6 protein-coding genes are annotated in these 22584 nt (G+C 68.9%); all 6 read left to right on the forward strand.

Annotation, left to right across the window (positions count from 1 at the left end):
- The first annotated feature begins 146 nt into the window (after window positions 1-146).
- From KDB67_RS21330 to KDB67_RS21355, 6 genes are read left to right on the forward strand one after another with little or no spacing between them, the layout of a single operon-like run.
- Entirely contained in the window at window positions 147-1766 is a 1620-nt protein-coding gene (locus tag KDB67_RS21330) for a DUF4012 domain-containing protein (protein WP_291020386.1), read from the forward strand.
- A gap of 6 nt (window positions 1767-1772) precedes the next feature.
- Window positions 1773-2696 (forward strand): ABC transporter ATP-binding protein, encoded by a 924-nt coding sequence (locus KDB67_RS21335; RefSeq protein WP_291020388.1) that lies wholly within the window; start codon window positions 1773-1775, stop codon window positions 2694-2696.
- Window positions 2693-3529 carry an ABC transporter permease gene (locus KDB67_RS21340; RefSeq protein WP_291020390.1) on the forward strand — a complete coding sequence of 279 codons (837 nt, stop codon included), beginning with the start codon at window positions 2693-2695 and terminating at the stop codon, window positions 3527-3529. The genes KDB67_RS21335 and KDB67_RS21340 overlap by 4 nt, the downstream gene beginning before the upstream one ends.
- On the forward strand, window positions 3526-21396 hold the full coding sequence (locus tag KDB67_RS21345) for a non-ribosomal peptide synthetase (RefSeq protein WP_291020392.1): 17871 nt from the start codon (window positions 3526-3528) through the stop codon (window positions 21394-21396). Before KDB67_RS21340 ends, KDB67_RS21345 begins: the two co-directional genes overlap by 4 nt.
- On the forward strand, window positions 21393-21920 hold the full coding sequence (locus KDB67_RS21350) for a low molecular weight phosphotyrosine protein phosphatase (protein ID WP_291020394.1): 528 nt from the start codon (window positions 21393-21395) through the stop codon (window positions 21918-21920). Before KDB67_RS21345 ends, KDB67_RS21350 begins: the two co-directional genes overlap by 4 nt.
- A gap of 58 nt (window positions 21921-21978) precedes the next feature.
- Window positions 21979-22419, forward strand: coding sequence for an SRPBCC family protein (locus KDB67_RS21355; RefSeq protein WP_291020396.1), 441 nt, complete (start codon window positions 21979-21981; stop codon window positions 22417-22419).
- The last annotated feature ends 165 nt before the right edge of the window (window positions 22420-22584 follow it).

The raw sequence follows: 22584 nt of genomic DNA on the forward strand, positions 1-22584 counted from the left end.
CGACAAGGTGCTTCTCCCGGTCTGATAGTTTTTGGCTTCGCAACCTCAATTATCAACCAGGACAAGCACTTTTGTCTTCTCAAACGCCGGAACTCCCACCACTACTCGCGGATCTAGGTCTGAACGCGACAGCGCACAGTCTGACTGTGCTTCAGAACCGGCTGTATTCGTCGGACTCCGATTCGGTCAGTCGTACTGTGGCTGTAGCCGGCGATTCGGCGGCCAGTGCTAAGCGTGCGGCAAACTCGCTTTCGGTGAGATCGGCGGCGATGGTGCCGGGTCTGGGATTGCCTGTCAAAGTCACCCGCGAGCTGGCCGGGCTGGCCGATGAGTATCTTCGGCGGGTCGTGACGCCACTCTCAAAGATCGCTCCCGATATGACTCCGAGGGAGCTTCGCGATGGCGACCGGATTGCGACTGCCCCGCTTGCGGAGAACTCGGACGAACTGGTCCGGATTGCTGCGAGCTCGCGAAGCATCGAGAGTCGCGCAGTAGCTCTGCCGAGCGTCTGGGTCGGTGCAGTGGATCGAGGACGCAAAGACTTCGTCGATGCGCTCAGGAAAGCATCGTTGCGATTGGACGGACTCGCGGTGGCTGCGCAGCTGCTGCCGAGCATGATCGGCAGCAAGAGTGCTCGTTTCTACTTCGTTGGCGTACAAACACCGTCCGAGTCGCGTGCGACTGGCGGCCTTCTGGGGGGATACAGCGTCGTCAAGGCAAGTGACGGGGAGTTGCGCATGGTCTCGCAGGGCGAGAATGCCGACTTCATATCGCCCGGGCGGCCGCAAGTGGATCTTGGGCCTGAGTTCAACAGGCTGTACGAGTGGACGCACCCCTACACTGACAACAGGAACAGCAACATCAGCCCTGACTTTCGGGACGCGGCCCGTATCTGGCTCGCCAACTGGCAAGCTCAGCATGGCCAGAAGCTCGACGGTGCGGTCGCCCTGGACCCGATCGCGCTCCAGTACGTGATGGAAGTGACTGGGCCTGTTCGCATGCGGAACGGCCGAGTTGTGACCGCCAAGCAGGTGGCGCCGTTGCTGTTGTCGCAGGTATACATCGATTTCCGGCGTGACAACGATGCGCGCAAGGACTTCCTGCAGGATTTCATGTCTGACGCTGTCAGCTCGATGCTGTCTTTCAAGGGTGATACCGGGAAGCTGCTGGAGGCGCTCGGGCGTGGCGTCGCGGAGAACCGCATCATGCTCTACAGCGCCCACCCGGAAGAGCAGACGGTGATCGAAGAGACCAAGCTCGGGCACCATATCCCTGGTCGGCCCATGCCTTACATGAACGTCACAGTCGGGAACGTGGCCGGCAACAAGATCGACTACTACCTGAAGCGCGACATCAGCTACCACTCCGGATCGTGCTCCAGGTCAGTGCGCCGCAGCACGGCAAGCATTCGCCTGCGCAACGAAGTTCCTGATAAGAACTTGCCGCCCTACGTGGTCGGTTCACTGGGCGCACCGAGAGCCGGGATCCTGAACCGGGCCAATGCTGCTTCCGTGCAGTTCGTCCTCACTCAGGGCGCCACGGTCCAGCGGGTACGTGTCGGCAATGACGACGTCCCGTACTTCGGCGGGCAGCTCAGCGGTCACCCCGTCACCGGTACCCAGGTGATTGTTCCGGCCAACGAAGAACGCACCGTTACCGTCGACTTCGATGAGCCGACCTCCGCAAAGGGCGAAGCGTTGGTGCCTATCCAGCCGCTCGTCGACGATCCCATGGTCACCGTCTCGGTGCCGGCCTGCGGAAAGTAGCCGACGATGGAGACGGCGGTCCTGGTCGAGGACGTGACCAAATCCTATGGCGAGAAGGAAGCGCTGGACGGTGTCTCCCTCAAGGTCGCGCGGTCCAGGGTGCACGGATTGCTCGGACCCAACGGCGCAGGCAAGAGCACGCTGATTCGCATCATCTCAACTCTCGCACGACCGGACCGTGGGAAGGTGATCGTCAACGGCCACGACGCGCTGACCTCTCCATGGGCGGTCCGCCAGAGCATCGGCGTTGCCGGGCAGTCGATCGGGATCGATGAGGCCCTCACCGCGCCGGAGAACGTCGTCCTGGCCGGCCGACTCGCTGGGATGCGGAAGTCGCGGGCGCGGACCGAGGGCGCCGAGGTGCTCGAGCTTCTGGGGCTAGCCGGGGCCGGTGGCCCGACGCGGACCTTCTCCGGCGGCATGAAGCGACGGCTCGATCTCGCGTGCGCTCTCGTCGCCGATCCGTCCGTCCTGATCCTCGATGAGCCGACCACCGGCCTCGACCCCGAAGGCCGCGAGGATCTGTGGGCAGTCCTGCGGCAACGCGCAGCTCGAGGTACCACTGTCCTGGTCACCAGCCAGTACCTGGATGAACTCGATCGCTTCGCCGACGAAGTCTCGGTCCTGGTCGACGGCTCCGTCGTTGCCGAAGGGCGGCCGGCCGAGCTCAAACGGCTCTACACGCGAGATCAGGTCGAGCTGGAGTTCGCCGACGAGCGGGCCGCCCAGGAGGCGGCCCACCGATTGGGCCTTGATTCGGCCACCCACGTCGACGGATTCCGGATCGTCGTCGCGGCGGACGACGGGGCCACTGAGGTCGCCACAGTGGTCCGCAAGCTCACCGAAGCCGGGATCACGGTGGCCGCAGCACGCTCGTCGCAGCCGACCCTCGACGAGGTCTTCATGCGATTCGTGGGGGAGTCGAAGTGACCCACAGCGCAACAATCCCCGGCCGCTACGGCTCCGCCCTCCGGGCCTTCGGGCCGAACTGCTCGGCCCTGATCCAGCGGAACCTCCTGACCGCATCGAGAGTGCCGCAGATGGTGCTCGCCGTGGTGGTCCAGCCCCTGATGTTCGTCCTGGTCTTCTCCTACGTCCTCGGCGATTCCCTCGGCGGCGGTGCGTATCGTCAGTTCCTGATCGGGGGGATCATGGCTCAGACGGTGTGCTTCAACGCCATGTTCAGCGCGCTCGGCATGGCCACCGACTGCGAACGCGGCGTGATGGACCGCTTCTTCGCCCTCCCGATGTCGCGAACCTCGATCCTGGTGTCGCGTGCCGCGTCCGACGTCGCCATCAATGTGATCGGCCTGATCGTGATGTCGGTCGCCGGGCTGGTCATCGGCTGGAGGATCGGCACGTCGTTCGGCATCGCCGTGGGCGCCTACTTGCTCGCGATCCTCTTCGGTCTCGCCATGTCGTGGGTCGGCGCCATCGTCGGCACGGTAGCCGGCAACATCCAGGCCACCCAGAGCCTCCTCGTGACCATCCTGTTCCCCGTCACATTTGTCTCGTCGGCCTTTGTACCGTCGGCACGCCTACCCGGCCCGCTCCGCGAAGTGGCCAACTGGAACCCGGTCACCTCCCTGGCCCGCAGCCTGCGCGAGGGCTTCGGCAACCCGACCGCGGTGAACGCCGCGATCCCCGAACCCTGGACCTGGGCGTCCCACAACCCGCAGCTCTACACGGTGCTGTGGAGCCTGGCGATCCTGGCCGTTTGCGTTCCCCTCTCGATGCTGGCGTTCCGGAGCCGCGTTAAGTGACACGACCTGAGGCGACCCGATACTTCCCGCTGAGCGCCGCTCAGCGGGAGCTTTGGGCGTTGCAGGAATCACTGCCGGACGTACCGCTGAACATCGCGCAGTACGTCGATATCCAAGGCCGGATCGACCCGGAACTCCTCGTCCAGACCACGCGGCACATGGTCAGCGAAGGCCAGTTCATGCAGGTCCGGTTCGAGCGGACCGCGGACGGCCCGATCGGTGTGTACGACCCGACGCTCGACGACGCCCCCGTATACCTCGACCTTCGCAGCGGCGATGACCCGCGCGCCGCGGCACACGCGATCATGCGGGACGACTACTCGCGGCCGGTCGACCCCACGGTGGACAGGACCGTCGTCGGACGCCTATTCCGCGTCGGCGACGACGAGTACCTGTTCTACCACCGGGCCCACCACCTGGTGCTCGACGGCGTCGCCGGCAAGGAGTACATGACCAAGACGATGGAGGCCTACTCGGCGGCTGTCCGAGGTGAGGCTCTCCCGGCCGGAGGTGAACTGGACTTCGCGCTGCCGCACCGCGCCGACGACGAGTACCGGCGGTCGGCCCGGTGGACACGCGACCGCGACTATTGGCAAGCGCAGGTCGGCGAGCTGCCGTCACCGGTCACGCTCGCTCACCACGCGGGCACCCCGGCCGCGATCAGCCACCGCGTGACCGGTGGCGTGCCCCACGCGGTTGCTGACCTGGTGCACGCTGCTGCCGAGGCGCTGAACTCATCCGTGCCGGCGATCGTCGCGGTGGCGTCGGCGGCCTACATCGCTCGTGCGACCGGCGCCGGCGACGTGACCCTCAGCTTGCCCGTCGCCGCGCGCACCACCGCAGTGCTGCGTAAGACGCCGCTGCCGGTCTCGAACGTGTTGCCGATCCGGACGTCGGTCGGGCCGCAGGTTACGGCAGCGCAAGCACTCGAAACCACGAGCGCGGCCATGCTCGATGCTCTTCGCCACCAGCGATTCCGGTTCGGCGATCTCGGCGCCGGCCTCTACCGGTTCCGCGGGCCGATGCTCAACATCATGCTGTTCGAGCGTGACCTCACGGTCGGGGACGCTTCCGCAACCTTCCACGTCCTGACAACCGGACCTATCGACGACCTCGCGTTCAACCTCTACTCGGCCGAAGGTGACGACGGCGGATGGGCGCTCGACGTCGAAGCCAATCCGAATCGGTACACCTACGCCGAGGCTGCGGAACATCGTCGGCAGGTGATCGCGATGATCGGCGAATTCGCGTCGGCCGTCGTGGAGCGTTCGGCCGGCGTCGTCGATGATCTGCCGTTCGCAGTGGAACCCGTGGGTGAGGTGGAACCGACGAAGCCGGGGGAGACGCTTCCGCGGATCCTCGCCGAGACCGTGGCGAAGTACGGGGACCGGCCAGCACTCGGCGACCTCACCTACGCCGAACTGTATGAGCGTGCGCTGGAGATCAGCGAGGGGTTTGTTGCCCGGGGGATCGGGCCGGGAGACACCGTCGCCATCGCCGTCGGACGTGGTGAAGAGCAGGTGCTCCTCTGGTGGGCGGTAGCGCTGTCCGGCGCGACGATTCTGCTGATCGATCCGGCGCTTCCGCTTGCCCGGCGCGAGGCGACGCTCTTGGCGGCAGAGCCCGTGCTGGTGCTCGACCGGCGAGGGGCGTGGTGGTCTCGATACGGGGCTCCTACGTCGCCCCTGCTCGACCAGCGAATAGGGTCCGCGCCACAGACCGGCGGGCCTGAACAAGCACGCAGGCCCGACCTGCGAGACGTTGCGTACGTCGTGTTCACCTCGGGGACCACGGGGAAGCCCAAGGGCGTCGAAGCGACCCATGGCGGGCTCTCGGAACTCGTACGTAATCTCCGGCGCGCATACGGCGCAGGCTCCGAGCAGGCACGGATCGCGGCGATGGCGTCGCCGGCGTTCGACGTCGCGCACCTGGAGATCCTCGCCGCATTCGCCTGCGGTGGGTACCTGGCGCCGGTGCCCGCGGAGCGGATGCACGACGTGGGGAGTGTGCTCCGCGAGAGTCGGATCACCCACCTCGCCGGCACGCCGACGGTCCTCTCGGCGATCCCGGCAGCAGACCTGCCCGCGACGCTGATCGTCGGCGGGGAAACCCTGACGCCCGCCGTCGCGCGACGGCTGGGAGAGCTTCGACAGGCTCAGCCGGCGGGGGAGGCTCGACCGGCGGGGCGGCGGATCATCAACAGCTACGGTCCCGCCGAGGTAACCATCTGGTCCACCGCCGCGGAAGTGGATCCCGCAGCTGACCTTCCGATCCCGATCGGCAAAGAACTGCCCGGCGTCACTGCTCTGGTCCTGGACCACCGGCTTCGTCCCCTCCCGGACAGCGTGATCGGCGAGTTGTACCTGGCCGGTCCGCAGGTGGCACGCGGCTACCTCAGCGACCCCGAACTTACCTGCGCCAGGTTCGTGCCCTGCCCGCTCGCGGCGAGCGAGCGGATGTACCGCACGGGCGACCTGGTACACCGCGAAGCCGGCACCGGCGACCTCTACTTCCACGGCCGCAACGACGAGCAGCTCTCGGTGAACGGTGTGCGCGTGGAACCGGGCGAGATCGAGCGCGTGGTGGTTGCGGTCCCAGGCGTGGTCGATGCCGTGGCGACACTCGTCGAGATCAACGGTTCCGCTGCGGTGGGAGTAGCGCTCACCGTCACCGAAGGCACTGATCGCGACCGGATCGGCGCCCGCGTGCGCCGCGCCGCGCACGAGTCGCTCCCCACCGCGATGTGGCCGGGCCGGGTGATCGTCGTCGATGAACTGCCCGTCGCAGGCACCGGCAAAGCCGACCGCAAAGCCATTCGGCTCCTGATCGAGCGGGCACCGGAAGCGTTCAGCCGGCACGCCGCACCGGAGAGCGCCGACGAAGTCGCGGTGGCGCAGGCGGTGGCCGACCTGCTGGGCATCGACGAGCCGTCGATGACCGCAGGCCTGTACGACCACGGGCTCACCTCACTGCTCGCCATGCAGTTCCAAGCGCAGCTCGCCGCCTCCACCGGACGGCTGCTGTCGATCCGCGACATCCTCACCTCCGCCGACCTGCGCGAGGTCGCGGCGAAGCTCGGGTCCGCCCCGGCTTCTGCGCTCCCGGGGCCGCCGGCCCGGCCGGAGTATCCGCCGGTTTCGCGCATTCAGCGCGCGTTGATCACCGCTCAGCAGATCGCCCCGGAAGGCCGCGCGAACACCATCGGCCTCACGATCACCCTGCCGCACCTGAACACCGCCGCGCTGCACACCGCGATGGCAAGCCTGCTCGGCCGGCACGAGGTGCTGCGTACGGTGATCCGCCGACTGCCCAGCGACCCCTCCGACTACTGGCAACAAGTCTTGCCCGTCGACGAGGCCCTGGAACAGATCATGTTCGACGGCACGGTCTCCGAGCGTGACATCCTGAACCCGCTCGGCAGCGTGCCGTTCCGGGTCGGACTCTCCGGGCCGCAGACCGTCCGGATTGTCGCCCACCACGTGCTGGTCGACGACACCTCCATGGAGATCCTCGGCGCCGACTTCAGGTCCGCCTACGCCGCGGCCGAGACCGGCGTCGAGCCTTATTGGGATCACGAGCCTGTCCAGTACATCGACGCCGTCGCCGAACTCGACCGGTGGCTCGGCAGCGCCGATGATCCGGGTTCGGCGGCGTCCCGCCAGCTCGACTACTGGATGCAGCAGCTTGATGATCTGCCCGAACGTGGACTGCTCCCTGCCGACATCCACCTGTCGCAGCGGCGACCTGGGGTAGGGGAGGCGTCGACGCGCACGCTCGTTCTCGGGGCATCATCGGCTGACGCGCTCGTCGGGGCCGCCGCCCGTGCCGGAGTGACTCCGTTCGTGGTTGCGCACGCGGCTGTTGCTGTGGCGCTCGCGCGGCTGACGGCCGGTGATGACGTCGTCGTGGCAGCCGCGTTCGCTGCGCGCCTGGGAACCGCCGCGCGCGCTGCAGGCATGTTCGCCAACCCGATCGCGCTGCGCAGTCGCCTGCGTCCGGACCAAACCGTGGCCGAGTTCATCGGCGAGACCGCCATCGCCGATCGCGACGCCTTGGAGAACGGCTTCGTCCCCTTCGGTGAGGTCGCCAACCGGGTGGATCCCGGCCGGGACCCGCTCGACTGGCCGCTCACCGACGTGATCTTCACCTTCCGCGAGGAGCCGTTCGAACGCTCCCGGAGCCGGGCGACCGAGGAACTCGTGCCGAAGGCTCCCGCCCCGTCGGCCGAGACCTCCCCGCCGCCGGATGCGCTTGTACCACTGCGGATTTCGGTGACCCTGGACCGGGGTTTCGAGCTGCGCCTGCAACTGATCTACCGGAGCGACTGGTTCACCTTCGAGGCTGCGCAGTCGATCCTTGACATGTTCCGCCGTTCACTCGACGCCGTGACCGCCGACTCGGGGAGCGGCGCACGCTTGGCGACCCTCCTCCCCGAACCTGCCCCCGCTGCACCGGCCCACCTCGACCTGCCGCGCCGGACTCCGACGCTGAACTCGATGGTCGAGCGCGTCATCGCCCGCTACCCGGACCGGATCGCTGCCGAAGAAGCCGACCTGGCCGGTGTCCGTCGTTCGGTGACTTATCGAGAGCTGGGCGAGGCGGTCGCGGGCACCCTGGCGCGGATCGCCCAGACAGGGCGATCGCAGAGCCTCGACCGCGGGGTGGTCGCCGTGGTCGCCGGCCGCGGAATCGACGCCGTCGTCGGACAGCTGGCGGCCATGCGCGCCGGCGCTGCGTTCCTGCCGGTGGATCCGGCGCTGCCCGACGACCGCGTCGCGCTGATTTTCGACGACGCCGCACCAGCACTGGCACTGGTGACCGCCGAGTCCGCGCATCGCGTTCCGGCCGGCGTCACATCCGTCGAGATCGCCGGGCCAGGCGAGGTTTCTGCCGCGGTCCCGGCCGACCGTGCGTCGGCCGACTCCCCGGCCTACCTCATCTACACGTCCGGGTCGACGGGCCGGCCGAAGGGCGTGGTGGTCAGTCACGCCGGCGCGGTGGCGATGTTCTCGGCGCAGGACGCGCGCTTCGGCTTCCGCGCCGACGACGCCTGGCTGGCCACGCACACCGTCGCCTTCGACGCGTCCCTGCTGGAGATCTACACGCCGCTGGCCTCCGGCGGTCGCGTGGTGCTCGCCGGCGATGCGCTGGTCGCCGATCCATATGCCTTGTGGCGCACCGTGATCCAGCGATCTGTAACCCGCATGATGTCCGCGCCGTCGGCGTTCTACCCGCTGGCCGACGTCGCGTGCCGGATGGGCGACGCCGGTGCGATGCGCACGATCATGGTCGGTGGCGAGGCGCTGCTCCCGACGCGCCTTCTCGAGTTCACTCGGGCGTTCGGCGACCGCCTGGAGCTCCTGAACATCTGGGGCACTACCGAGACCACCATCTGGACCACGTCGGCGCAGTTGGACACGACCGACCCGCGAAACATCATCGGTACGCCGATCGACGGTTCGCGGGTGCTGGTGCTGGATCCGTGGCTGCGACCTGTGCCCGTCGGGGTGTGGGGTGAGATCTATCAGGACGGCCCGCAGGTGTCGCTCGGGTATCGCGGACGGCCGGAGCTGTCGGCGACGGCGTTCGTGGCTGATCCGTTCGAAGCCCCGTCTTCAACAGGTAAGAAGATGTATCGCACGGGCGATATCGGACGCTGGACCCGCGATGGCGTCCTCGAATACCTCGGCCGGCGCGATACTCAGGTGCAACTGCGCGGGTATCGCGTTGAGCTGAGCGAGATTTCGTCGGTGCTGATCGGGCACGCCGACATCGCCGACGCCCTGGTTCTGGTCGAAGATCAGGATCGCCTCGACGGCGGCCGTCTCGTCGCGTTTGTGATTCCTGCGCCGGGTGCCGAACGCGATGCCGTCGTCGGTACGGTGGCGGAGTACGCCGCGGCGCAGTTGCCCGCGCACCAGGTGCCGCACCGCGTGATCGTGGTGGACGCGTGGCCGCGCACGGCGTCGAGAAAGATCGACCGCAGGGCGCTTTCCTCCAGAGAGGCGGCGCCCGAGCAACATTCCGTCTCCGACGAAGACCGCACCGTGCTGGAGCGCCTCGCCGGCGCGCTGGGTGTCCCGGCTTCCGAACTCGCCCTGGACGATCGGCTCGTCGACCTGGGCACCACATCGCTTACCTTCATGGCGCTGGCGGTCGATTTCGCCGACCTCCTCGGCCGCGAGATCCCGGTTCGGGAGTTGACTGCAGCGGAGACCGTCGGCGGGCTGCTTGTCGCGGTCCGCGGGGCTGAGCCGGGCGAGGAACGAGCCCGTGTCGAAGCCACTCACCTCACGCCGCAGCAGTACGACATCTGGCAGGCGACCCGCATCGCGCCCGAATCGCTGATGTACCACCTCCCGGTCCGCCTGCGACTGCCCGATGAGACCACCGCCGAGCACGTCCGCGACGCTCTCCTCGACGTCGCACGTCGTCATCACGCACTCGCGCTGACGCTCCCCGAAGAAGGCGGCGTGCCGGTACCGCGGCTGGTGCTCGACAGCATCGACGCCCTCGCCGACATCCGTATAGCCGAAACTGCGACGCAAGAAGCGGTCGACCGGTTCGTGGGCGAACCGTTCGATCTAGCCGAACGGCCCGGCTGGCGCGCACTGATTCTGGGCTCGGCGGAAGTGATCCTGGTGGCACACCACGCCGTGGTCGACGGCTGGTCTACCCGGCTCCTCGTGAGCGACTTCGACGCGGCACTCGATGCCCGGCTCACCGGCCGGGCGCCCGCATGGCGCTTCGCCGCCGGAGTCCTCGGCGACGCGGTGACCCCGGAGCCTGCCGAGCACCAGACCATGGCGCAGTACTGGCACGAAGTGCTGCGCGACGCCCCGACTCATCTCGCCCTGCCGGCACCCGCGGTGGCGCGCGCCGACGTCGGGACCCGGAAGGCGGTGTCCTTCGAGTTGGAGGTCCCCGCGGAGGTTCGTGCGCGACTGGCTGCGTTGGCCGCGGGGGCCGACGCCTCGCTCTTCCATGTTCTGCACGTCGCGGCGGCCGCGGTCGTCAGTACGTTCACTGCCGCGGACGACGTGGTGATCGCGGCACCGGTCAGCGGGCGCCACGACCTGAACGACCTGCGCACCGTCGGAATGTTCGTACAGACGCTCCCGCTGCGCTCGACCGGCGTCCTGGGGATGACGGTGGCCGCGGCGATCGCCGAATCGCAGAGCACGCTCGCCGGCGCCGAAGCACACGAACAGATCGGCTATCGCGGCATCGTCGAAGCCGTCGGCGTCCGGACGGCGAAGCCCCCGTACCTCGATGTGCTCCTGGCCGTGGACGCCGGGCTGTCCGATCCGGGCGTCCCGATGCGGATCACCGCCGAACCGATCCGCCCGGACGAGTCCCGCGCGCCGCTGGAGTTCTCGGTGAGCGACTTCGGATACGGGGGGTCGATCGGGGTGACGCTGCTGGTGGCCGACGGGGTCGTCGACGCCGACGCGGGGCGTCAGATGCTGGCGGCGTTCGGTGCGGCGCTGGACGGGCTGAGCCGCGCCGAGGTGGGGGATTCGCGGAGTGTCGCCGACGTCATCGAGCTCGCTACGCCACTTCGACACGACCGCTCGTTCCTCGCGGTCGGCTCAGGAAGCGATGGCGGCGTCGACCCCGTCGCCGCCATCTGGGAGCGGGCGTCGTCGGACCCGGAATCGCCGGCAATCCTCACCGCAGGCCGAACCCTCACCTATGCGCAGTTGGCCGAGGCGGCCTCCGAACTTGCTGGTCGGCTGACCGCGAGCGCGATCGGGGCCGGCGACCTCGTCGCCATCCACGCCGAGACAACACCGGAGACCGTGATCGCGATGGTCGCCGTCATGGCGGCCGGTGCCGCGTACCTGCCACTCGACCCGGAGTACCCGGCCGACTACCGACATCTGCGCCTGATCGACGCTGATCCGGCGGCCGTGGTCGGTGCGGACCTGGCGGTCGAGATCCGGCCCGGCGCCACGCGGAGGATCGATCCGTCGGTCGACGCACCCGCCTACGTGATCTACACCTCCGGGTCCACGGGGACGCCCAAGGGCGTTGTCGTGACCCGCGCCAACCTGGCCGCCATGCTGGGCGCCGCCCTGCCGGTGATCGGCGCGCGGGAGAGCGACGTGTGGACGTGGACCCACTCCGCCGCGTTCGACTTCTCGGTCTGGGAGGTATTCGGCGCCCTCGCCTCCGGCGGCACCGTGATCCCGGTGGAGCGCGCCGTGGCCCGCGAGCCGATGCAGCTCGCCGAACTGGTCGGCACCCGGGGCGTCACCATCCTCAGTCAGACGCCGAGCTCGTTCTCGCGCCTCACCAGTCAGCTGGTCGAAGTGCGGTGGGGCGAGGTCCTCGACGGGCTCCGCTGGGTGGTGTTCGGCGGCGAAGCCATGGAGTCCGGAGCACTGAAGCAGTGGGCGCAGGCCCACCCCAGGGTCGGCCTGCTCAACATGTACGGCATCACCGAGACCACGGTGCACCTGACCCACGGCGTTGTGAACGTGAACGACCAGCGCAGCATCATCGGCCGCCCCCTCGACGGTGTCTGGCTCGGCGTGCTCGACCCGGCGGGCCGCGAAGTCCCTGAGGGGGCTGTCGGTGAGCTTTACGTTGCAGGACAACAGGTTTCGGCTGGGTATCTCAACGCTCGGGCCCTCACCGACCAGCGTTTCCTCCCCACCCGCCGGGGCGACGGCCGGACAATGTACCGGACCGGCGACATGGCCCGGCGCCTCACCGGCGGCCGGCTCGAATACCTCGGACGCCGCGACGACCAGCTGCAGGTTCGCGGGCACCGCGTCGACCTCGGCGAGATCAAAGCGGCGATCCTCACCCTCCCCGGCGTCAGCGACGTCCGCGTCCTGCCATTGTGGGCTGCACGAGGCCGGGCGGAAGCACTCGCCGCCTTCGTCACCGGAGACGGATCGACGATCCTGGAGCCCGACTCGCTCCTGGAGCGCGTCCGCGCAAGGCTGCCTGCGCACCTGGTACCGACAAGAATCCAGCCCGTCATCGCCTGGCCGCTCACCGACAACGGAAAGCTCGATCGCGAGGCGCTGCTCGCATCGGTCGGCGTGTCGGCGCCACCCACCCGCGAACTCACTCCCACCGAGTCGATCGTGGCGGCGGCAATGGCCGACGTCCTCGGGGTGGGTGACCGGCTCGGCGAGATCGGACCGGATACCAGCTTCTTCGACCTCGACGGTAACTCCCTGGCCGCCGCCAGACTCGCCGTCCGCCTGGCCGACGACGGCATCGTGATCTCGGTGGCCGACGTCTTCGGGTTCCCGACGGTCGCCGGACTGGCCGAGCGCGTCGCCGCGCACATCGGCGACGCCCCGCTTCCGGCGCTGCGTGCAGCGGCAAGCGGAATCGAGCGCGTCCCGCTGACCCCCGAGCAGGAAGACGTCTGGCTGCGCTGGCGCGTGGATCCCGACTTCACAGGCTTCCTCGCCGGGGGAGTCCTGGCCTCCGGCGCCGGCCCCGATCGCCTCGCACGTGCCGCAGCCGACGTCGTGATGAACCACGACGTACTCAGGACCGGCTTCCCGGTGGAGGCGGAGGGTGAGGGACCGTTCCAGCGCCGGTGGACCGACGACGAGCTGCAGCCCCTTCTGGGCGCGTTGAGCTCTGCGGTGGATTCGGTCGACGACGTCGCCGAAGCGGTGAACGCACTGATGGTTCCCATCGACTTGTCTCATGAACTCCCTTGGCGCGCAACGATTGTCCGCCACAACGAGCAGTACCTGCTGCTGGGTGTGATCCACCACATCGCCGTCGACGCCGAATCTGTCGGTCTGCTGCGGGAGGCCTTCGGGCGCAGTCTGGACGGTTCGGCTACTCCCGGCGCCGCGGGCTCGCTCGGTTACCGCGACTATGCGCTCTGGCGACGCGAACTGCTCTCCGCACGCCACTCCGAACTACGCGACTACTGGTCCGGGGTCTTCGCGGAACCGGTGGCGCCGCTGAATCTGCCCGAGGTGAATCTCCGCGCCTGGCGGCACGTCAGCGTCCGCGGCGACGGACCGGTGTTCCACCGGACGATGCCGGTGCCGGCAAGCGCCGTCGCCGCACTTTCCGAGCTGGTCGTCGATCAGCGGACCACCGACTACACCGTTGTGCACGCGGCCCTCGCTTCCGTGCTCGCGCGGCAGGCGGGCGTGTCGTCGCTGATCATCGGCACGGCCCACTCCGGACGCGTGGACCCGAGGCTCGACGGCGTGGTCGGTCTGTTCGCGCGTGCCGTGCCGTTGCGCTCCGACGTCGACCTCGAAGCACCGTTCCGCGACGTGGTTGCGCACCTGACGTCATCGAACATCGCGGCTTTCGAGCACGCCGACCTTCCGCTCGGCCAGATCGCCGCAATCGCCGATCCGGGCCGCCGCGGCGCGGGGAGCCCGCTGTTCGACGTGATCCTCAGCGCCGTCGACGTTGTCGCCGGCACGACGGGTGAGACCGCCGGAGTCCTTCCGCTGTACGGCCTCGACGTCGTGCTCCATCGCAGCGAACACGGCCTGTCCGTGTCCATGACCGCCGCGGCGAGCGTGATCGCGGATCGCCGCCTCGCCCGGCTGCTCGAGAGCGTGATCGCGGTGCTGGTCGCCGGGATCGCCGACCCCGACCGCCCGGTGGTGGATCACCTGATCGGGGACCTTTCGACAGGCTCAAGGGGCGAAACAACAGGCTCAAGGGGCGAAGCAGCAGGCTCAAGGGGCGAAATAACAGGCTTAAGCAACGGCCTTTCGGCACGCTCAAGGGGCCGGGCGGACCTGCTGGCGCTTCTTGCGAACGAGCGTATCGAGAGCCCCGCCAGCACTGGCCCCGCCATTACCGACCCCACCGACGCGGCCGCGCGAATCTGGTCGAACGCGCGGCTCGACGACGTGAGCAACGCGCTGGCCAGGGAACTCATCGCCCGGGGTGTGGGCCCCGGCGACGTCGTCGCGCTCCACCTGCCGCGGTCGGCCGATTCGGTCGCGGCCACCCTGGCTGTCGCCAAGACCGGTGCGGCGTTCGCCAACATCGATCCGGACGATCCCGTCGGGCGCCGCCGCCGGTACCTCGCGCGGCTGCGTCCGGCCGCGGTGGTCACGTCGGCGCTCGTGCCGGTCCCCGAACAGCCCGGCGTGGACACCGATGTGCTGATGATCGATCCGGATGCCGCAGCGTCGTCGAATTTCGACGTCGATGAGCGCATACGGCCGGTCGACGCCGACGACGTGGCCTACTTGACGTTCACCTCCGGTACCACCGGGGCGCCGAAGCTGGTCGAGGTGACGCAGGCGGGGCTGCCGGGGTGGGCGATCCCGACCGCGGAACGGCTCGGCCTCTCCGCGTCAGACCGCGTACTGCATACGTACTCGCAAGGGTTCGACGCACACCTCATGGGCCTGGTTCCGGTCCGGCTCGCCGGAGCCGAGATCGTCGTCTGCCCGCCGGAGGTGCTGGGCGGGCGCGATCTGGAACGCACTATCGATAAGCACGGCGTCACCGTCCTCATGACGACCCCGTCGGTGCTGCGGACTCTCCATCCCGCGGCGGTGCCGTCGCTGCGCGAAGTGGTGGTGGGCGGTGAAGCCCTCTCGGCCGGACTGCTGCAGCAGTGGGCGCCGCGCGTGACGCTGGTGAACGAGTACGGCCCCACCGAAGCCACCGTCGCCGTCAGTTCGGCGGCTTTGGAGAGCACCGGCCCGGTGACTATCGGCACGCCGCTGCCCGACGTGCAGGCGCTGGTCCTGGACGCCCATCGCCGTCCGGTGCCGGACGAGACGATCGGCGAGCTGTACCTCGCCGGACCGTGCCTGGCCCGCGGCTATCGCGACGACCCCGAGACCACCGCTGCGGTGTTCGTTCCGCATCCCGCGGGCGGTGGCGCACTCATGTACCGGACGGGCGACCTGGTGCACCGCCGCGCCGACGGCGCACTGATGATCCATGGCCGGATCGACGAGCAGCTGAAGGTCCGCGGCATCCGGGTGGAGACCGCCGAAATCGACTCTGCGCTCGCGTTGGTGCCCGGCGTCACCGGCTCCGCGACCACTGTGCGCGAAACACCTGCGGGAGAACGCATTCTGGTCTCCTGGGTGGTCGGCGGCCACGACGACCTCACCGCGCATTCGGTGCACGATGCACTCGCCGAACACCTCCCCCGCGCGATCATGCCGACGGTGATCGAGATTGTGCGGTCGCTGCCGATCGGCCGCAACGGGAAGGTTGATCTGGCGGCGCTCGAGGCCGGCTCGGCGGGGTCGCTCGATTCCGGGCAGCGGGAGCCGGCCACGGCCTCGGAGAAGCTGGTGGCCGGGGTCTTCGCCGAGGTGCTCGGCGTCCCTGTCGGCTCGGTGCACGCCGCCACGGACTTCTTCGCGTCGGGCGGCACGTCGCTGAGCGCGACCCTGGTGGCCGGCCGCCTCACCGAGCGGTCCGGCTCGCATGTCGGACTGCGGAACCTGCTGCGCGGGCGCACCGTGTCCCGGCTCGCCGAGTTGATCGACACCGGGTTCGATGACGATGTGGTGCCCCTGCCGCGCCGCGACGACACTTCCGGTCCGCTGCCGCTCGCGTACCCGCAGCGCAGGTTGTGGGTGCACAACCGGGTCGATCCCGCATCGGCCGCCTACAACGTGCCCGCGGTGTTGCGGCTGCGGGGCGACGTCGATGTCCCCGCGCTGGTGGCGGCGGTGGATCAGCTGGTACAGGCGCACGAGGTGCTCCGCACCTACTACCCGCTGGGACCGGACGGACCCGTCCAGGCGCCGGTGTCCGCGGACGCTGTGCCCGGACTTGCTGTGGTTCCGGCTGCGGACGACGCGGCCGCTCTCGTTGAGCGCTTTGTGACCGGGTCGTTTGATCTCACCTCGGAGCCGGGCTTCCGCGTGGCGCTGTTCGGCGCCACGGACGGCGAGTGCTATCTGGCCGCGTCGATGCACCACGCCGCCGTCGACGGGTGGTCGGTGCGAATCCTGTTGAACGACTTGGTTCGTGCGTATCAGGGGGAGGCGATCGTTGATCGCTCTCGACTCACTTACGGTGACTTCAGCCGGTGGCAGGCCGAGACACTCGGTGATCCGGACGACCCGTCGAGCCGATTCGCTCGCCAGCTCGACTATTGGCGCGAGCGCCTCCACGGAAGCCCGCAGCCGGTCGCGTTCCCGCCCGCTTCGCCGGTCTCGGTCTGCGAGCCCGTGCATGCGGTAGCCGACGATCAGCTCTACGCCGCGGTGCGCGGCCTCGCGGCCGGGCAGCAGTCGACCGTGCTGCACGTGGTGCACGCCGCGGTCGCGGCCGCGATCGCCCACCGCTCCGGGCAGACGGACGTGGTGGTCGGCAGCCCGTTCCACGGGCGTACCTCGCCATCGTGGGAGCCCGTGGTCGGCATGTTCGTCAACCTGCTGCCGGTGCGCGTACAGATCTCCGCCGACAGCACGCCGTCGATGATCATCGCGCAGGTGCGCGACGCCACGATCGAGGCCATCGAGCACGGTGACGTGCCGTACGACGACGTGGTGCGCGCCGTCCGGCCCTCGGAGACTCGCGGCGGTGACGCCCTGACCTCCGTTCTCCTGGTGAACCAGGCCGTGCTCTCCGGGGTACACGGGCGCGTAGCGCTGAACCGTATCGACGAGAGCGGTCGGCCGTCGAGCGCCACCGCCGAAGCCCTGCAGGCCGGTGACGCCGGAGTCGGCTACGACCTCGAGATCGTCGTCGCCGAGAACGGACGCCTCGAACTGACCGTGATCCACGCACCACGCGTCTCGCACGAGGCCGCGCGGGTGATCGCCGACGATGCGATGGCGCTGTTGCAGTCCGCGGTCGCCGACCCGGATGCGCCGTTCCCGGTGCGCGGTGAAGGCTTCGCTGACATGGGAATAGTTGAGCAGCTTGCAGATTCGTTGTCGGAGTCGGCGGTGAGCGCTTCGGAGTCGTACGTGGCCGAGGTTCGGCGCGCCTTCGCCGAGATCCTGCGGATCGATCAGCATGATGTGTTCGAGGGGTCCGATTTCTTCGAGCTGGGCGGTACTTCGCTCTCGGCCACCCAGGTGGCATCGCTCATCTCGGACCGTTTCCTGGTCGACCTGCCGGCCCGCGTGCTTTTCGAGCGGCCGACGGTGCGCACCCTCGCTGATGCGCTGGCTTCGCTGGAAGCCGGCCTCGCTGATGCGCCGGCTTCACGGGAAGCGCGCGGCGCGGTCCCGGCGGTCCCGGTGGTCCGGGCATCCGTCGACGACGAGCTGGACCTGCCGCTGCTGGTGTCGCAGCGTCAGCTGTGGACCGCCGCGCTGCTGCCCGAAGAGACCGGCGTGTACGCGGTGCCCGCGGTGGTGCCGGTACCGCCGGGCGCCGACGTTGCCGTTGTCGCCGGGGCGGTGGCGCTGCTGGTCCGCAGACATCCGGCGCTGCGCACGCGCTTCCCGCAGGGGTCCGGGGGTCCGCGCCAGGTGATCGAACCGGACTGGACGCCCGAGATCGAGTGGCTCTCGGGCCAGGCCGGATGGAACGTCGTGACGCAGATGATCACCACGCCGTTCGAGATCCAGGAACGGCCGCCGCTGCGCATCGCAGTTGTCGCGGACGGCGACATGCGAATGATGGTCCTGGTGGCGCACCACATCGTGCTCGACGGCGAATCGGTCTCGATCATCGGGCGTGAGCTGGGCGTGCTGCTCGGCGGTGGCGCGCTGAAGGACCCCGCGATCTCATACTCCCGCGCCGTGGCGGAGCTGAACGACCGGACCGAGCGCGATCGGCAGGCCGGCCTTGCCTTCTGGGCGGCCGAGCTGGACGGGTACGAGGGCGACCTCCGCCTCGGGTCCGGCGGCGCCACCGAAACCTCGGCCACCGCCATCCGGGAAGTGGACGGCTTGCTCGCCGACACGATCAGCCAGGTCGCCCGCCGTCACCAGGCGACCGAGTTCACCGTGGTGCACACGGCCGTCGCGTTGGCGCTCGCCACGCACTGCGGTTCGGACGACATCGCTCTCGCGGTCCCCGTCTCGCTGCGCCGGACGCACGAGCTCCGCGACGTGGTCGGGATGCTGACCGGCGTCGCCGTGCTCCGCAGTCGCATCGTAGGGAACGCGACGCTCGACGACTGGGTCTCGCATACGCGCGACCACGAGCGCGACGCCTTCGATCACGCTGCCGTGTCGCTCGGCGAGATGGTCGACGCGACGCGCATCCCGCGGAAATCCGGCCGCAATCCTCTTGTACAAGTGACTCTTTCGCTGATCGATGGTCAGCTCGGTGATCTTGCGAGCGGATGGGGCACCGGCGCGGACGCGGCACCCAACGAGGCCGACCTGCAGATTACGGTGAGCCGCAACGAGACCGGCTGGACACTGGTGGTGGGCGCGGCCCACCGGTCGATGACCAGAGCTGAGACGGAGGTGCTCGCCGACCGGATCCTCGCCGCGATGAAGCAGGTGAGCGATGGCGAGCGGCCGATCAGCCGGTGCTCGCTGCTGACCGTCGAAGAAGACGCCTTCATCGAGCGCTACCGGATTCCGCAGCCCGAGCTGCGTCCGCGCAGCACGCTGAGCGGGGTCCTCTCATCGGCCGTGCAGCGCCGCCCCGACCATCCTGCGATGTACGACGACGGTCGCCACCTCAGCTACCGCGAACTCGACGGGTGGGTCTGCGAGACCGCGCGCGCCTTCCGCGCGCGGGGGATCGGTCCGGGGCAGGTAGTGGCCGCGCTGATCCCGTGCTCCGCGCAGAGCGTGATCGCGTTCTGGGCGAGTGCCCGGATCGGCGCGGTGCCCATGCCGCTGGATCCGGCAACTCCGGCCGCGCGCGTTGCGCGGGTGGTGGCGCTTTCGCGCGCCGCCGTCGTCGAACCCGATGACATACCGCCGTGTCCAGCCGGTCCGGTAGCGTCCGAGCCGGATCCGGTGGTGGACGCCGGCGACCTCGCCTACGTGATCACGACGTCCGGTAGTACCGGGGATCCGAACGTGGTCGGGGTGACGCACCGCGGGATCTGCGCGGCGGCCGACTCGTGCGCGCTGAGTCCGTCGGACCGGGTGGCCGCGGTTTCGAGCCCGTCGTTCGATGCGTCGCTGCTGGAGATGCTGACCGCGTTCCGGTCGGCCGCGACGCTGGTGACCGTGCCCTCCACAGTGCTGCCGGGGCGTGACCTGCAGGATTACCTGGCCGAGGCCGGGGCGACGTTCATCATCGCCACGCCGTCGCTGATCTCGACGCTCGACCCGGCCGGAATCCCGACGTTGCGGCGCGTGGTGTTCGGTGGCGAGGCGCTGCCGGCCGAGGAGGCTGCGCGGTGGTCTGGATGCGCCGTGGTGGAACAGCAGTACGGACTCACCGAGACGACGATCGTCGCCACCGGACGGGTGCTGGACGACGGCGACACCGCCAACACGGGGCTCCCGATCCGGGGCGTCGGCGTGCTGGTGTGCGACGCGGCCGGCCGGCCGGTGCCGCCCGGCGTCGAGGGCGAGCTGTACATCGTCGGCGATACCGTGGCCGCCGGGTACCTGGGCGATCCGGAGCTCACGGCGCGGCGGTTCGGGCGCGAGGTCACCGGAGCACGCTACTACCGGACCGGTGACCTCGTTCGGTGGATCGTCGACTCCGTGGACGGTTCGCTCGTGGCGCGCGGGCTGCGGTACCTCGGCCGCGCCGATGGTCAGGTGAAGATAGCCGGTCATCGGGTGGAGCCGGGCGAGGTGGACGTAGTGCTGCTGCGGCATGGTGCGCGGCGGGCGGTGACCGTCGTGCGTCCGGGGCCGTACGGGGATGTGCTGGTGTCGTACGTGGTCGGTGGGCCGGGGATCGACTCGCTGTCGGAGGCGTGCCGGTCCGTGCTACCGCCAGCGATGGTGCCGCGCATGATCGTTGAACTCGATGCGCTGCCGATGACGGTCAGCGGCAAGACGGATCGGCGAGCACTTCCGCAACCCGAGTGGCCGACGCGTGATTCCGTCGGTGATTCGGTCGTCGACGAGCTGTGTGCGCTGGTGGTTGAGGTTGCCGGGCTCGACGGCGTCGTTGACCCGCACGACGACTTCTTTGCCGTGGGTGGCGACTCCCTAGGGCTGCTGCGGCTTCGTGAGGCGGTGAATGCGCGGTTCGACGTCGATCTGACCGTGGCGCACGTGTTTGCCGAGCGGACTCCTGTCGGGCTGTCCGGACTGGTCGAGAGTGCTCAGGCCGGCGCTGTTGCAGTGTCGGCGCTCGACGCTCTTGGACGTCAGGTGGTGGAGCTGTCTGCGCCCGCGGAGGCCGACTCGCCGATTCTGTGGTGCGTGCACCCGGTGTCGGGGTTCGCTACCGACTACGGCGCGCTGGCCGAGAATCTGCCGGGGTATCGGGTGATCGGACTGCAGCTGCCGGGGCTGGTCGACGTCGCCGCACCGGTGGCGTCGTCGCTGGAAGAGCTGGCTGCCGCGCATGTGGAGGCGATCCTGTCGGTGCAGGGCTCTGGGCCGTACCGGTTGGCCGGGTGGTCACTCGGTGGGCTGCTGGCTGCGGAGATGGCGCGGCGGATGACCGCTTCCGGCGAGACGGTCGCCTTCTTGGGGATGCTGGACCCGCGGTGTCCGTCCGAGGTGTTTGCCGATAGTGCGCCGGCGTTCGGCGTCGACGACCAGTTGCGTGCCGCCGTCGAGGGGGTGGCGCCGGAACTCGTGGAGAACTACGAGGCTCGGGTGGCTGCTGTGGTCGACGGCGTTCACGGATTCGTCGTACCTACTGTGGAGGCTTCGATGACGGTGTACGTGGCGGCGTCGGACAATCCCGTCGAGGAGCCGTGGGCGGACATTGTCGACGGGACGTTGGTGTCGGTCCGGGTCGGATACCGTCATGCCGAGTTCGGTAGCGCGGAGGCGATGGCGGAGATCGCCCGGGTACTGAAGGAGGAACTGTGACGTCGGTGCTGTTCGTGTGTACCGGAAACATCTGCCGATCGCCGGTGGCCGAGCGGATCGCTCGGCAGATTGCCGCGGAATATGGTGTGGCCGTGAGCTTTACGAGTGCTGGGGTGGGCGCGATGAACGGCGCGCCCATGCACCCGCTGGCCGCCGAAACGCTTGTGGAGCACGGCTACGATCCGTCGGGATTCGGGGCGCGGTACTTGCAGCCACCGATCGCTGCGCAGGCTGATCTGGTGCTGACCATGTCGCGGCGTCAGCGGGGTGAGTGCCAGAAGAAGTTGCCGGCCGGGTGGAAGAAGATGTTTACGCTCAACGAGTTCGTCGAACTGCTGCCGGACGCCGATTCGATCGTGGCGGCGGCGAATACTCGGGGGCGGGTGAATCCGAATGCGGAGTACCTGGACATCGCCGACCCGATGGGCCAGCCCAAGGAGGCGTTCGACACGGTCTTCATCAAGGTGGAGCCGCGGGTGCGGGCGCTGGTCGGGTGGCTCGCCGCTACTTCGCAGGCACGTTGACGTGGCCGGTCTGCTGGGTTGCTGACGGCGATGGCCGAGTGAGTGCGTGATGGTGAACGTGAGTGATTCCGTCGTCGTCGACCTTGAGCCGGCGGCGGTGTTTGCTGCGATCGCTGATCTGACGCGGTACTCCGAGTGGCTCGAGGTGCACGTGGGCTGGCGGTCCGAAGTGCCGGAGCCCGGTGAACTCGCGGTGGGGGACGAACTGACATCGGTGGTGAGGATCAACCGGACCAAGGTGCGCTTCGAGTGGACGGTGGCCGTCGTCGACCCGACCTCTGCGCTGGAGTTCACCGGCATCTCCGGGCCCAAACTGTTCCGGGTGACGGCGCGGTTGCGGTTCACCGTGGTGCCGGAGGGCGTCGGTTCCAGGGTGGGCTTGGCGATCGTGCTCTCCGGACCGCCGTTGTCCGGCCCGCTCGGTCGGATGGCTGCGGCGAGTGTCGACGACGACGTCGCGCAGTCTCTGGGACGGTTCGCGGCTGTCTTCTCGGCGTGAAGCGACGTATCGCGCTCCGGATTTGGTGCGTGATCGGTGTTCCGGTACTGTCGACCGCGATGTGATGCGCAGCTGTGCGTCGTATCGGTTCAACCAGAGACCGTCGGTCAGCGGGAGTGATCCCGATCGAAGGCGCGAGTAACCTCGCCGGCCCACGCAGGATGA

The organism is Gordonia sp. (in: high G+C Gram-positive bacteria) (assembly GCF_020438995.1).
Lineage (GTDB): Bacteria > Actinomycetota > Actinomycetes > Mycobacteriales > Mycobacteriaceae > Gordonia.